The following is a 14,244-nucleotide window of genomic DNA, read 5'->3' as shown; positions in this document are numbered from 1 at the left end:
AATAAAATTCAGGTCATCTTTACTTTTAGTCACTAATTCTACTTATTTAACGATGAAAAAATCAGAAAATTATAATCTAATAGTCGTTCTTGGTCCAACTGCTAGTGGCAAAACTGATTTAGCTACCCAATTGGCTTACGATATAGATGGCGAGATAATTAGTGCCGACAGTCGTCAAGTATACAAACAAATGGACTTGGGTACAGGAAAAGATTTAGATGACTATACCATAAATGGAACTGAAATTCCTTACCACCTCATAGACATAGTTGAAGCAGGAAGCAAATACAATGTATATCAATACCAAAATGATTTTTTTAAGGCTTTTGAAAAAATTCAGAATAAAGGTAAAATACCAATTATGTGCGGCGGAACAGGCATGTATATTGAGGCAGTACTAAAACATTTCAAATTAGTACAAGTGCCTGCCAATTATGAATTTAGAGAGACCTTAAAGAATAAGACACTTGCTGAACTTACAGAAATACTGAAGTCGTATAAAAACCTACATAACAATAGTGATGTTGACACTATAAAAAGGGCTATTAGAGCAATTGAAATTGAGGAATATTATAAAAGCAACCCAAAAATTGATATCACTCTCCCTGAATTAAGACCTCTCATAATTGGAGTTGATATTGACAGAGAACTAAGAAGAGCTAAAATTACCAAGCGGCTCAAATCCAGATTGGAAGAAGGTATGGTTGATGAAGTGAGAAATATAATGGACCAAGGAGTGAATGCCGAAGACCTAATCTATTATGGTTTAGAATATAAGTTTCTTACGCTATTTGCCACCGGAAAAATAACCCACCAAGAAATGTTCGACCAATTAAATATTGCAATCCATCAGTTTGCCAAACGACAAATGACTTATTTTAGAAAAATGGAACGTGGAGGAATAGATATAAAATGGATGCAGGCTACTACACCAATAAAAACAAGAGTATCTAAAATAATAGAACTTCTATAAATCAGAATATTTAAAATTAATGTTAGTCCCCAAATTAACAACTCTCATTATCTTAATTACCCTATTTACCGAATTAAAACACACATAACAAAACTTAAATAATCTTTTCGCGTATATTTTGTAGGTATCGTATTTTTATTTACGTTTATTTCTCTAACAGAGACGGTATCTCCATTAAATTATCCGTTGTTATGTAGTGCTATGAAAGACAATTTAGAATTATACTTAGATAGATTATCAAGCTTAGCTAAAAGAAGTAGCACATTGTCTGTTGATAAGAAGAAAGTTACAGAGCGATATTATTTCATTCAAAAACAAGATGATAAATACCTAAACCTTGTTGCAGATCATAACTTCAACATTGATAAAAAGAAAAGTTCGAAACTCAGTAAGCTAAAACGGTTTAATAGAGTTTCCCTATTATACGTCTCGATTGATGGCTTCAAACGACTCACCAATCATCCTTTAGCTGAAAATTTAATAGATAAATTGGATGAGCTAAAACTTCTGTTTGACGATATTGCAAAAAAATACTCTATTGTTAAAATTAAAACCATTGGTGATTCAATTGTGTTTGGCGGAGGAATGCTGGAAGAAAATAGAACTAACCCAATAGACGTCATTCTAGCAGCATTTGAGATGCAACAAGCTGCAATTGATGTAAATGGAGGTGAAAATGGCAGTTCGTTTTGGGATGTTAGTATAGGCATTCATACTGGCCCTGTATTAGCAGAACCAACAAACAGGAGATCGACTCCATTTCGTTTAGCAGGCTCTTCTATAGATTTAACATGTAGGTTAGGTATGGCTTGTAATCCGGGTGAAATTCATATTTCCTCAATGACTTATGAGCTTATTAAAGAATTCTTTGAGTGCAAATATTCGGGAAAGATGCCCGTTAAATACAAAGGTGCCATTGAAATGTATACAGTAGTTGGATTATTACCCCAGCTTCAGGATGCGAATAAAACAAATGAGCTCAATAGAAAATTTTTAACTAAATACTCCCTTATTCAATTCATTGATATTCAGGAATATATCTTAGATATGCTTGAGCAAGAATTACCCAATAACCTCTATTACCACAATGTAAAACACACCATTGATGTGGTTACTGCAGTAGAACTAATAGGTTGGGCCGAAGGTCTTAATGAAGAAGAAATACTTATCTTAAAATTTGCAGCAATTTTTCATGATACTGGACACACATTAGGTTACGACCAACATGAATATCATGGAACAATAATAGCTCGCAAATTATTAGCGAAATACCATTATCCTGAAGATATTATAGATAAAATATGCGAACTAATAATGGCCACTGAGTATCCTCCTGAACCCAAAAATAAATTGGAAGAAGTAATTTGTGATTCTGATTTAGATTATCTTGGAAGGTCAGACTTTATTCCTGTTTCAGAGAAACTTTACGATGAACTAAAGGTTCGCGATATGATAGGCTCATATAACGATTGGATAAAACGCCAACTTTCGTTTATTAAAGGACATCAATATTTTACAGAAACTGCAAGAAACTTACGACAAGTAAATAAACACAAACAAATAGAACGCTTAGAAAAGCTGTTAACCAACAACAAATCATAGCGAAATTACATACAACAATTTCAATCCTAAAAACACTTACAACATGAGCTTAGTAACCATTAAAACATCGCACAATGAAATTGATTTATTGTTTTTAAAAAGCAGACTTGAATCAGAAGGTATTACGTGTTACCTAAAAAACGAATATTCTACGCAAGTACTAAACCACATTCAATCAAACGAGGTTGAATTGCAAATATCAGAAGCTGATATTGAACGTGTAAAACTAATTTTAGAAGAAGAAGAAGAACAGTTATAGCTTTTTGTAGCTGTATTTCGATTCATAAAAAACGCCAAAGCAAAATAAATGCTTTGGCGTTTTTATATATCTAGAAGCTTAGAAGCTTACTTCAAAGTTTCATCCAACCATTTAAAAAATTCACGATGCCACAAGATGCCATTTTGCGGAGAAAGTACCCAGTGACACTCCGTTGGGAAATATAAGAAACGTGCATTCAGGTCTCTTAATTTAGCAGTATTAAACGCCCCCATTCCTTGAGTATATGGAATTCTAAAATCCTTTTCTCCATGAATTACTAATATTGGAGTATCCCATTTACCAACAAATTTATGTGGAGAATTTGCATAAGTATTTTGCGCAACCTTATTGTCTTTATCCCAATAAGCACCTTTCATATCCCAATTCACAAAGAATTGCTCTTCGGTTGTAGAATACATTTGCTCAAAATTAAAAATCCCGCAATGCGATATGAGTGAATTAAAACGCCCGTTATGGTTACCTGCTAACCAATAAACCGAGTAACCACCATAACTAGCACCTATAGCTCCCAATTTATCATTATTAACATATGGCTCTTCTGCCAAAGCATCAATGGCTGATAAATAATCTTTCATATTTTGTCCGCCATAGTCGCCACTAATTTGCTCATTCCACTCTTGTCCAAAACCTGGTAAACCTCTACGATTTGGAGCTACAATAATATAATCGTTGGCAGCCATCAATTCAAAGTTCCAACGGATACTCCAAAACTGACTTACAGGACTTTGCGGTCCGCCTTGACAATATAAAAGCGTAGGATACTTCTTAGTCTTATCAAAATTAGGAGGATAGATTACCCAAGTTTGCATTTTTTTGCCATCGGTAGTTTCAATCCATCTACTCTCAACATCACCCATTTTGATCTTAGCAAGAATATGATCATTTACTTGGCTAATATTTTTATCGGTTCCCTTCGCTACATCAACTACAACAATCTCTGTAGGTTGTTTCATGGTTGTTTTTGTGGCAATATACTTTTCACCCACCTTAATGGCTGAATTGTAATTTTGCACACCATCAGTAAGTTTAGTAATCTTTTTATCAGCAAATGTGATATTGTAAATTTGATTACATCCATGATAATTACTTGTAAAACTTAATTCAGTTCCGGATGCATCCCACATAATGGAATGAACATTATAATCAAAACCTTCTGTAATATCAGTTTTAACACCCGTTTTTACATCTAGCACAAATAATCTATTTCTGTCCGACTCATAACCATCACGTTCCATGCTCTCCCAAGCTAAGTATTGTCCATTAGGAGAAAACTGTGGATTTAAATCATAACCCATCATTCCCTCTGTAAGGTTAATGGTTGACTTATCTGTTGTACTATATAAATATAAATCAGCATTAGTAGATTCGGCATAAGCTCTACCTTCTAATTTTTTACAAGCATAAACCAGTCCTTCCGAATCCTTACTCCATGCTAATTGCTCAACCCCACCAAATGGTTTCAATGGCGCATCAAAACGCTCGCCAGGCATAATATCAGTCCCGGAAGTTACCATTGCCGACATAGCTGCAATAAAAACGTGGCTGTAATTTTCATCTTCCCATCTATCCCAATGACGATACATCAAATCGTTTTCGATACGTGCGTTTGCTAAAGGTAAATCTGGGTGAATATCGTGTATATCCTCATCTAATTTAACTTCGGCTGTGTAAGCGAATTTTGAACCATCAGGAGAAATTAAAAAGTTTGTAATTCCACCTTTAATATCTGTTAATTGCTTACGGTTAGAACCATCTGCACTCATTTCCCAAAGTTGACTTGATCCCGACTCCGACGAAATAAAATTTATTTTGCTACCATCAGCATTCCAAACTACGGCATTTTCATTTGCAACCGTATTTGTAATTTGCTTTTTATTGCTACCGTCCACATTCATGGTGTACACATCGGTATAGCTCTTGTTTTCTTTAATATTTGTGTAAGCAATGGTGTACAAAATAGTACTTTGATCGGGCGATACCGAAACATTACCTACCCTACCCAATTGCCACATTAATTCTGGCGTTAGTTTATCCGAGGAAATTTCAATATCCTTATTTGAATACCCTGCATCTGACTTTTTTGCTGGGGAACAAGCAAATAACAAAGCCAAACTAGCTACATATAGTAGTTTCATTTTTTGCATAACTGTATTTATTGATTTGTAATGAATTTTGCCGCAATATAGCTACAATTCGTTGGATGAGAAACCACTCTTTTTTGAATATAGAACTTCTGTTTGACCCAAGAACTATAATTTAAAAAGGAATTACCTTAATCAGTTCCAAATCTAAACTGGTTCTCTCTTTTCCGGTAGCCTTATAAATAGCTGTAAAATAAGACTTATCCTGAAGGTATTTCTGGGTGAAAACTTTGATGGAATCGAAATTTGTAAAATATCTAATGGTTGCCGAAGCTCCCATATCATGGTTTGAGAAAAATACAAACTGTGTTGTTCCCATGGGCCCAGGGTATTTAGAAACTATGGCATAATCTGCTACCTGCCCTGATGTGGCAATATTTATTTGGCTACTTCCTAAGCTAGGATGATCCTTAATTTGCAACTTATTTTTATGAAGCGTAAGGTATGGGTTGCCACTATTAAACAAACCGATAAACTTATTATCGTTGAAGAGTGGACCAATGTATATGGAATTCCCGCCCCTTATAGTTTCAAACGATGCATTAGAATTGTATTTAATCGCGAAGTCTTTATGGTAAGTAGAGAACAATTGAGCTATATTTTTTGAAGCAACTGCTCCCATATTGGTAAAATACTGATAATGTGAAGCACTTAAGCTATTCTTCAATTCAGGTTTCTTCTCTAATAATTTATAAAACTGTTCAAGGGAATTAATTGAGTAATCGCGTGTAAAGCCATCATTACCAGTGATTGTTTTACCTCGTATTCCAAAGGCATCACCAATAAATAGGGTTACAGATTTATCTTCCTCTAGAAATTCGCTCCATAATTGAGGTACTCTTTTGGGAATGAGAAGAAAAAATAGCAAAATGGCAATAATACCAATTAATAAAACATAGGATAACGCTCGTAAACTAAAGATATTTCGCTTGCTATTACTTGTTCTTTGCTGTTTCTCAAAACTTAATTTATACTGCCCCTTTTCAATATTCACTCTCCATTGTTGGTCAGCTCCCTCGTTACTGTAATAATCAACTAACTTTTTACGCAGGTTATACATACTCACCCTAACACGAGTACTCGATTTTTCAACTGAGCCTTTATTTCCGAAGAATTCGAGATCGATAATATCTTCTTTCAAAAAAGTATTATTGATGCAACATTTACCCAAATATTTCAAAAGAGCAGAACTAGTTGTAGCTTTTTGAAAGGTTTTACTTTCGGTAATTTGCTTTATTATTTCTAATTTTTCTTCGTTAGAGGGCATATTATTTATGAGATGCGTTTCTGTGTAGTGAATTTATTAACACCTGGTAATCAACCTATAATTATATATCGTAACGGTTACAGCTACCGTTACAGATAGGTTAAAGATAATTATTTAAGGTAGAAACTCTTTATTTGCTTTTATCAATTTTAAAACCTAGATGATGAAACAGATCATAACACTATCACTATTAATTAGCATAATGACCTTTGCAAATGCTCCCAAAATTAAGGTACATTGGCCCAACACAAACACAATTAATGAAAATTGGCTCTACCTTGAAAAAGATACAGAAGATTTACCCCGTGAAAAGGATGGTGCATATACACAAATAAACTTACCTCATACTTGGAATGCAAGCGATGTATTAGAAACAAAAGATTACCGAAGAGCAGCATCGTGGTATCGTAAAAATATAACTTTCGATGCAGAACATTTGCAAAAACGCAATTACATCCGCTTTGGTGCTGCTGGCCAGCAATGCAAAGTATACTTAAACGGAGAATTACTGACCCACCACTTTGGAGGCTACGGTGCCTTTACCTGCGAGCTTGTGAATATAAAGGAAGGAAAAAATGTAATTGATGTTTGGGTATCCAATGCCAATAGTCAGGTAATTGCGCCAACAAGTGCCGACTTCAATTTTTATGGTGGATTATACCGTTCTGTACAATTAATTGAAGGACCTCAGATAAGTATATCGCGTAAGGAATTTGGTGGCCCGGGCTTTAGAGTTTGGAGCGAAAAGGTAAGCCAAAAATCATCGGACTTAAAAGTACGTGTGAAGCTAGATAATGCATCGCAAAAGAAAAGTAAGTTATCACTTAAAATGCTATTACAAGATGCAAACGGAAATATAGTTTCGGAACTGCTACAGAAAATAAGTGTAGAAGCAAACTCTGAAATAACACCACAGTTTGAAATGCCTACTATTATAAACCCCAATTTATGGTCGCCTGAGAATCCGAATTTATACCAATTGAAAATAAGTATCCTAAAAGGAAAAACCGTAGTTGATGAAGTTGAATGTAATTACGGTTTTCGTTGGTTTGAATTTACGGCGGATAAAGGTTTCTTTTTAAATGGAAAATCGTACAAACTAAATGGGATTAATCGCCATCAGGATTACTATAAAAAAGGAAATGCAGTTCCGTTGCAATTACATTATGATGATTTAATGTTAATGAAGGAGGCTGGCATTAATTGGCTCAGGTTAGCACATTATCAGCAAGATGATTATATGCTACAATTATGCGATGAATTGGGTATGCTTGTGTGGGAAGAGATTCCTTTGGTAAATGGCTTTAAGAATAACGATGGTTTTAAAAACACCTTAAAATCGATGATGACTGATATGATTTATCAGCATTATAATCATAGTTCAATAATACTCTGGGGAATGGGCAACGAGGTATGGATGAAAGACAGAGGTGATGGTAAAGCACAGGTATATGATATTGTTTATATGCTAAATGAGATTGCTCATAAAGAAGATCCAGTACGAAAAACAGTAATGGTAAGTGGCGATAATGACCGATCGTGCGACTACTTAGTGAACCAAATTCCGGATGTATTTGGCTACAACCTATACCGTGGTTGGTATAAAACCGATTACAACGATTTAACCAATCGCTGCCTTGATTTGAAAAAGAAGAATCCAGGTATTCCATTAATTATATCGGAATTTGGTGCCGGTTCAGACATGGATATACACACAGATCATCCGGTTCGACAAGATTTTAGTATTGAATACCAAAACGATTTTTTAGAGGCTCATTTAGATCAGTTTGCCAAAATGGATTGGCTTTGTGGTGTGAACCGTTGGTCGTTTGCCGACTTTGGTGCTGCGCATAGGGGCGACTCGAAACCCCACGTAAACCAAAAAGGCTTAGTTACTTTTGATAGACAAAAGAAAGATGCCTACTACTTATTACAATCAAAATGGAGCGATACACCTGTGGTTTACATTGCATCTGCTAGCTGGAAAGTACGTGGTGGAAAAGCAGAAAAACAATATCGTGTATTCACCAATTTGCAATCGGTAGAGTTTTTCCTTAATGGCAAATCCTTAGGCTCGCAAAGGAAAGGGTTTACATGGAATGTTAATTTAAAAGAAGGCAACAATACGCTTTTGGCTAAAGGAATAAAAAATGGTAAAAGCTATCAACATACTTGCAATGTAATTTACGATGTATCACAGTCGGCTTATGGTATTTCTGCAAGTAAAGAATTACCTGGGCATGCAGCTGCATCAGTATTAGATAATGACACTGCTACTTATTGGGCTGCCGATGAGCAGGCATCTCTTCTTCTCGATTTAAAAAGAATCAGTCTGGTAAATGGTATCAGTATAACTTTTCTCGATCCTGATGTTTATCTGAATAATATTGAAATCAGTGGCTCACTGAATGGTGAAGATTGGACTGTTTTATATACCGGAAAAATAAACCAATGGTCGTTAAAGGAAACATTTATGTACCCGAAACAGCAAGAGCAGCGCTATATTAAAGTAAAATCGTTGGCCAATAAAAAGGATAAATTCGATATGGGAATACGAGAAATAGAGCCACTTATTAGCTTTGAAAAAGCTGAAAAAAACTTGTACGAAAGAGTTGGTGCAGGGGAATAATTTAAAAGCTAAAAAAAAGAACAAATACCTTAATGTGACGCAATAACAATAAAATAAACCTATGAAATCTACATCAGTATTACTCCAATTAATCATCCTTACATTAATAAGTTCATGCTCCTCCTCGCCAAAAATACCTGAGGCAGAGGAGGTGTTTGAGCTTAACAAAAGTGTAGCCGATTGGCAAATAAAAACATGGAATGAGCAAGGCAAATACAGGGCCTTGCCTGCCCCTGAAGATTGCAAAAAATGGCATCACAGAAATCAGTATCACGATTTAGAATGGCTGCCGGCTACTTTTTATGCTGGCTTGTATCAGTTTAGTGAAATTACCGACGATAATGCATACACTGATTGGCTAGTTGAGATGGGCCAAAAGTACAATTGGAAATTGCACGAGCGTATGTATCATGCCGATGATCATGCAGTAGGGCAATTTTATTTAAGTTTGAACAGACTTACTGCCAAAGGTTATATGATGCGCCCAACCATGAAACAGTTTGATGCCATTATGAAAAGTGATAAAGCCAACGATTGGCACTGGCATTGGTGCGATGCCCTTTTTATGGCTCCACCTGTTTGGGCACGTTTGGCCAAAATTACCAGCTACAAAAAGTACTTAGATTATATGGATAAACAGTACCATATGACCTATGATAGACTGTGGGATAAAGAGGAAAAACTATTTTTTAGAGATAAGAAATACCTTACAAAAACCGAAAATAATGGCGAGAAGTTATTCTGGGGTCGCGGCAATGGATGGGTTTATGGTGGATTGGCTTTAATGATTCCTGAGTTTCCACAGCAGTGGGAAGGACGCCAGTTTTACATACAACTGTTTCAAGAAATGTCAGAAACCCTAAAGCGCATTCAACGACCTGATGGCACTTGGTCGGCAGGTTTATTGGGCGATATTGCCGATTATCCTAATATAGAAACGAGCGGTACTTCCTTCTTCACTTTTGGCTTGGCTTGGGGCATACAAAACGGAATTTTAGATAAGGAAGCCTACGAACCTGTATTGCTTAAAGCTTGGAGTGCCTTAGCCAGTGCAGTAACCAACGAAGGTATGTTAGGCTATGTTCAGCCCGTTGGAGCGGCACCCGGATTAAGTTATCCTAATTATACTGAACTATACGGAAGTGGTGCTTTTTTAGCTGCCGGATCACAGATGTATCAGTACATCCAACACTTTTATCCTTCGGAAGATGAAAACAAAGCTGAAGATGTACACCCCACCATGATGGAGAATGGCGGTTGGTGTTGGTATCAAGATCCTAGAGCCACTATTAAAAACGGAAAGCTCATTATTGCGGGTCTTGATGGGCAAAATGGCGATGTGAACGTGGGCATCTTCGATTTAAAATCGGAAACCATTGATGGTAAAGTTACCTTACATAAAGAACTACAGGCCGACGACCACGATGTACCCGCACTTTATACCCGTTCTGATGGCAGTATATTGGCTATGTGGGCCAAACACGGCAACGAAAAAATGCACCATTATGCCATTTCATCTACCAACGATTATTTAAAATGGGGAGATCCGCAGCAATTTAAATATACGTATAACGATCGCCGTGGTGTTACTTATATGAATTTATATGCCTTGAAGAACGAAGGTAAATTGTATAATTTTTATCGCGACGGCGAAACCTTTAATCCATCTTTTATTACTTCGGATGACGAGGGATTAACATGGGGAAACCGCACACATTTTATTGCTAATGATGTAAAAGGACGTCAGCGACCTTACGCACGCTATGCTCAACCCGATGCCAACACTATTGGCATTTCGTATACCGATGCACATCCGCGTCAGTATGGCAATAGTTTGTATTATGCGCAATTCAGAGATGGGGCTTTTTACAAAGTAGATGGCACTAAAATTAAAGATATTACAGAGGGCCCTTTGGGTACTTCTGAAGGCGAAAAAATATATACTGGTAGCGAGAACAACCATAAACCCGAGGGCTGCGAGAGTGTACCAAACAGCGCATGGACTTGTGCCATGGGGCAGGATGCCTGTGGAAATCCGCACATTGGATACTCCTTATATTTAAGCAACAGCGATCACCGCTACAGGATAGCCTCGTGGGATGGCAAGCAATGGAACGACCGCGAAATTGCCTATGCTGGCAAGTGCTTATATTATGTTGAGAGTTCGTACACGGGTTTAATGGCTTTTGACCCTACTGATCCAAAACAAGTTTATATCTCCACGGATGTGAATCCATCTACAGGCGAAGATTTAGGTGGACGACACGAGATTTATGGAGCTACAATTAATGCCACCGACGATATCAACACCATTAAATGGGAAGCCATAACATCTCACTCAAAATACAAAAACATCAGACCTATTATTGTGGCCAACGAGGGCTACAAAGTACTTTTATGGCTACATGGCCCTTGGGATACCTTTGTGAATTACGACGCCAATGTGAAGGGTGTTATTTTGGAGAGATCGAATTAGATATTTTAGACTTATTTACATGATAAAAAAGGCACAAAGAAGCGTTATATCAAACGTTCTTTGTGCCTTTTTACTTTAAAGTTGTTTTAAATTATACTTAAAACTGCGAGTAATCTCCAAATGGTCAGGCAACTTTAAACAAGTTCTATTATAATTTTGTAAATACTAACATCAGCTTTCCCGATGTATGCATAGAAGCCTCTACCTTATATTCTCCCTCTTCGGTCACCCTAAAGTTAATTTCTCCATATTCATTGGCTGGTGCAGCCTCCACTAACCCGCTTGGTATCGATTCAACGGAGTAACAATCATCGTAAAACCAAGAAACTGGCCCCCAATCTATATTTTGACCTAAGAACCTAAAAGTATACTGCATTCCATCCTGAGAAGTAATAAAATCGACTGTACCTTCGTTAATTCCACTCTCAATATCTTTAACTAGAGGTGTAGACATTCTTGGATCCCAACCACCAGGAGTTGCATCCCCAACAACATAAATATTAGTATCTTCAAGTTCTGTAACTATCAGAGTATTTTTTTCAAGGTCAACTACCAAATGCCAATTACCCTTTTGAATTCGCAAGGCGAGGTGTCCGTCTGAGTATAAAACATATTCACCCTCGCCCACAACATAATTATTTTTCACTCCAAAACCATTAGTCCATTCGAAGTCATCTCCTATAAATAATAGACTAGCCTCAGCAGTATAGCTATAGGTAAATTCAAATACTCTGTTAGATTGTTTAGTCATCTTGGTTGCACCCTCAAGATCCCATTGATTAAAATCACCAACAACATATACGTCATTATAGGTTAACAAAGGCTCATTATTAGGCTGAATAAAAACAATACTATCAATATCTGATATCTTTTTTTCAGATTGTATCAAACCATCTTTGAAAATATACATTTTTTCTTGTGCATTCCCCGCTATTGCAGCTACACACAATATCAATACTAGACTTATTCTTGCTATCATTTTCATCTTGGCTTAGTTTTTTATGAATTTAAGATTCTCAATTTTATCACAGTAATAAACACGACATATATACATGCCTTTTTGCAATACTGATACATTTATGCTATTGATAGCACCAAGGTCTTCTTTTAGCAGAATAGTACCTTTTAAATCGAGAATTTCGACTATACAATTGCAGTTATCTGAAGTGTTATTTTTAATATTTAAGATATCCTGTACAGGATTAGGGAAAAGCTCTATTTGGTTTAAAGCTGCTCCTTTTGGAGGCATATTTGTGGGTGTATCGCTAAAAAATAGCTTATCAATATTTGCTAGGGCAAAATTACTTGTAGAAGCATCCCAAGTAATTACGTTTAAATTATCACCTGTAAAGGTCAGCTTTCTAATTCCGTTTATCTCATGTGTGAAATTCTCAGAACCAACTTTTACATTTAAAATACTTTGAGCTTGAACTCCTATAAGTCCTATACCCAGAAGTAATACAACACAAAACTTCATTTTTCGTTTTCTCATATTTAGAATTAATTTAAGATTATTGAGGGCAATATACTTCTTTTCTATAAAAAGTATAAGTACAAATACAAGTAGATGTGGGCTTGATTTCTCCCGCATCTACTATATGATAATAATATCTTGATGGGTATAATAAGTTACATAAGATTTGTCATTTTGCTGCATTTCATTAATTTCGTAATCCGAATTTTTAACCCATACAAAATGACCCCAATAAATAAAATCTGCAAAGCTGCGGTATACTCATGCAGCCAAATCATCTTCGAAAACAATTTTATCAAGCACTCAAAATTTCTGTATACAGGCGTGTGTAAATGTACATAAGTTACCTGGGCTAAAAATAGCTTGTGTACAAACGTATAAAGCACAAACTGAAGTTATTTTGCACTTTATGCAAACCTAAATATGCCAAACTGGCAAGGGGAGCTCTTTATACGTTTGTATTTTTTACGAACTGGACTCGGGAGATACTTTTTACGTTTGTACATACGCCAAACTGGCACAACACCCTTTGTATACAAACGTACACGCCACTTTAAATTATTAACAGCGTGTTTGTTTGTACACACGTGATTATAAAATGAAGCCCTTGTACAAATTATAACGAAATCCCTTTTATCTAAACTATAATAAATAATACCTATGAAGATTATTCAGAAAGTTTTAAGCTCTATGCGAAATGCCGAGCTAAACAATGTAGTTAGTAAAATTATTGGTGTATTTAGTGCCGATTTACTAACTAAAGATACAGCCTTGGCTGGTGTAGTTAACGAAATTACTACACTGAACCAAGCATTAAACAAGTCTATTAACAAGGATAAAGCCTTATCTGATTTAGAACATTTAGATGATTTACGCGATAATGATTTTAGAGCTATAGTAGCATTAACGGATGGTTAAACGCACTATCCTACTAAAGAAATTGCTGACGCTGCAATACTATTGCAAGGTTTAAACGACAGGTATAAGAGAGATATATTAAACTCAAGCAACGGAGCCGAAACAGCTTACCTAAACTCGTACTTTACCGATTTGGCAAAAGAAGAAATGGTAGCAGCTATCATGGCTTTGCCTGGAGTAGCTCCTTTAACTGAAGCACTAAAGGTATCGGCTAGTAATTTTGAAAACTCGCAAGCTAGATTATTAGATACCCGATTAAACGAGAAAGAGGTAATAGCAGCAACTAAGCTTAAAAAACAATTGGTAGTATTGGTAAACACCAAACTAATAAGTGGTTTGCGTTATCGCCAATACATTGCCGATAAAGATTACACAAATGTATGCGCCGCTGTTGAAAAGCTAATTGCTGATGAAAATAGCAAAACACGCCAACGACGTAAAAACAAAGAGGAATAAACTAAACAATTAATTATAAAAGGGATTG

Annotated in this window: 11 protein-coding genes; 7 read left to right on the top strand and 4 right to left on the bottom strand. The window is 36.0% G+C overall.

The genetic code is table 11. The features are described from left to right. Nucleotides 1–52 precede the first annotated feature (52 nt). From miaA to A8B35_RS03315, 3 genes are all read left to right on the top strand, one after another. Complete coding sequence (miaA, locus tag A8B35_RS03325; protein WP_075601988.1) at nt 53–973, top strand: tRNA (adenosine(37)-N6)-dimethylallyltransferase MiaA; 921 nt, start codon at nt 53–55, stop codon at nt 971–973. A gap of 201 nt (nt 974–1,174) precedes the next feature. After that, nucleotides 1,175–2,575, top strand: a complete 1,401-nt coding sequence (locus A8B35_RS03320) for an adenylate/guanylate cyclase domain-containing protein (RefSeq protein ID WP_075601987.1) — start codon at nt 1,175–1,177, stop codon at nt 2,573–2,575. Between the two features lie 43 nt (nt 2,576–2,618). Continuing rightward, nucleotides 2,619–2,834 carry a putative signal transducing protein gene (locus A8B35_RS03315; RefSeq protein ID WP_075601986.1) on the top strand — a complete coding sequence of 72 codons (216 nt, stop codon included), beginning with the start codon at nt 2,619–2,621 and terminating at the stop codon, nt 2,832–2,834. A gap of 86 nt (nt 2,835–2,920) precedes the next feature. Here A8B35_RS03315 and A8B35_RS03310 read toward each other — a convergent pair whose 3' ends face one another. Continuing rightward, entirely contained in the window at nt 2,921–4,990 is a 2,070-nt protein-coding gene (locus A8B35_RS03310) for a S9 family peptidase (RefSeq protein ID WP_245820764.1), read from the bottom strand. A gap of 121 nt (nt 4,991–5,111) precedes the next feature. Beyond that, nucleotides 5,112–6,263, bottom strand: a complete 1,152-nt coding sequence (locus A8B35_RS03305) for a hypothetical protein (RefSeq protein WP_075601984.1) — start codon at nt 6,261–6,263, stop codon at nt 5,112–5,114. A 163-nt stretch (nt 6,264–6,426) separates the two neighbouring features. Here A8B35_RS03305 and A8B35_RS03300 point away from each other — a divergent pair, with 163 nt between their 5' ends. Together A8B35_RS03300 and A8B35_RS03295 are read left to right on the top strand one after the other, a co-directional pair. After that, the gene (locus tag A8B35_RS03300; RefSeq protein ID WP_171973147.1) at nt 6,427–8,892 is read left to right on the top strand and encodes a glycoside hydrolase family 2 protein; all 2,466 of its coding nucleotides are present in this window, start codon (nt 6,427–6,429) and stop codon (nt 8,890–8,892) included. Nucleotides 8,893–8,953: 61 nt separating this feature from the next. Further along, the gene (locus A8B35_RS03295; RefSeq protein WP_075601982.1) at nt 8,954–11,368 is read left to right on the top strand and encodes a glycoside hydrolase family 88 protein; all 2,415 of its coding nucleotides are present in this window, start codon (nt 8,954–8,956) and stop codon (nt 11,366–11,368) included. Nucleotides 11,369–11,516: 148 nt separating this feature from the next. Here A8B35_RS03295 and A8B35_RS03290 read toward each other — a convergent pair whose 3' ends face one another. Beyond that, on the bottom strand, nt 11,517–12,353 hold the full coding sequence (locus tag A8B35_RS03290) for a hypothetical protein (protein WP_075601981.1): 837 nt from the start codon (nt 12,351–12,353) through the stop codon (nt 11,517–11,519). Between the two features lie 6 nt (nt 12,354–12,359). After that, complete coding sequence (locus A8B35_RS03285) at nt 12,360–12,860, bottom strand: T9SS type A sorting domain-containing protein (RefSeq protein ID WP_171973146.1); 501 nt, start codon at nt 12,858–12,860, stop codon at nt 12,360–12,362. Nucleotides 12,861–13,502: 642 nt separating this feature from the next. On the opposite strand from A8B35_RS03285, the gene A8B35_RS03280 reads away from it, so the two are divergent. Beyond that, complete coding sequence (locus tag A8B35_RS03280; RefSeq protein WP_075601979.1) at nt 13,503–13,760, top strand: hypothetical protein; 258 nt, start codon at nt 13,503–13,505, stop codon at nt 13,758–13,760. A gap of 42 nt (nt 13,761–13,802) precedes the next feature. After that, nucleotides 13,803–14,216 carry a hypothetical protein gene (locus A8B35_RS03275; RefSeq protein WP_075601978.1) on the top strand — a complete coding sequence of 138 codons (414 nt, stop codon included), beginning with the start codon at nt 13,803–13,805 and terminating at the stop codon, nt 14,214–14,216. Nucleotides 14,217–14,244 lie beyond the last annotated feature (28 nt).

Source organism: Saccharicrinis aurantiacus, assembly GCF_001660705.2.
Lineage (GTDB): Bacteria > Bacteroidota > Bacteroidia > Bacteroidales > Marinilabiliaceae > Saccharicrinis > Saccharicrinis aurantiacus.
This window is presented reverse-complemented; position numbering and strand designations above follow the sequence as displayed.

Coding starts and splice junctions, on each gene's coding strand:
- miaA (WP_075601988.1), top strand. CDS start 53: ATGAAAAAATCAGAAAATTATAATCTAATAGTCGTTCTTGGTCCAACT.
- A8B35_RS03290 (WP_075601981.1), bottom strand. CDS start 12,353: ATGAAAATGATAGCAAGAATAAGTCTAGTATTGATATTGTGTGTAGCT.
- A8B35_RS03280 (WP_075601979.1), top strand. CDS start 13,503: ATGAAGATTATTCAGAAAGTTTTAAGCTCTATGCGAAATGCCGAGCTA.
- A8B35_RS03285 (WP_171973146.1), bottom strand. CDS start 12,860: ATGAGAAAACGAAAAATGAAGTTTTGTGTTGTATTACTTCTGGGTATA.
- A8B35_RS03295 (WP_075601982.1), top strand. CDS start 8,954: ATGAAATCTACATCAGTATTACTCCAATTAATCATCCTTACATTAATA.
- A8B35_RS03300 (WP_171973147.1), top strand. CDS start 6,427: ATGAAACAGATCATAACACTATCACTATTAATTAGCATAATGACCTTT.
- A8B35_RS03315 (WP_075601986.1), top strand. CDS start 2,619: ATGAGCTTAGTAACCATTAAAACATCGCACAATGAAATTGATTTATTG.
- A8B35_RS03305 (WP_075601984.1), bottom strand. CDS start 6,263: ATGCCCTCTAACGAAGAAAAATTAGAAATAATAAAGCAAATTACCGAA.
- A8B35_RS03310 (WP_245820764.1), bottom strand. CDS start 4,990: ATGAAACTACTATATGTAGCTAGTTTGGCTTTGTTATTTGCTTGTTCC.
- A8B35_RS03320 (WP_075601987.1), top strand. CDS start 1,175: ATGAAAGACAATTTAGAATTATACTTAGATAGATTATCAAGCTTAGCT.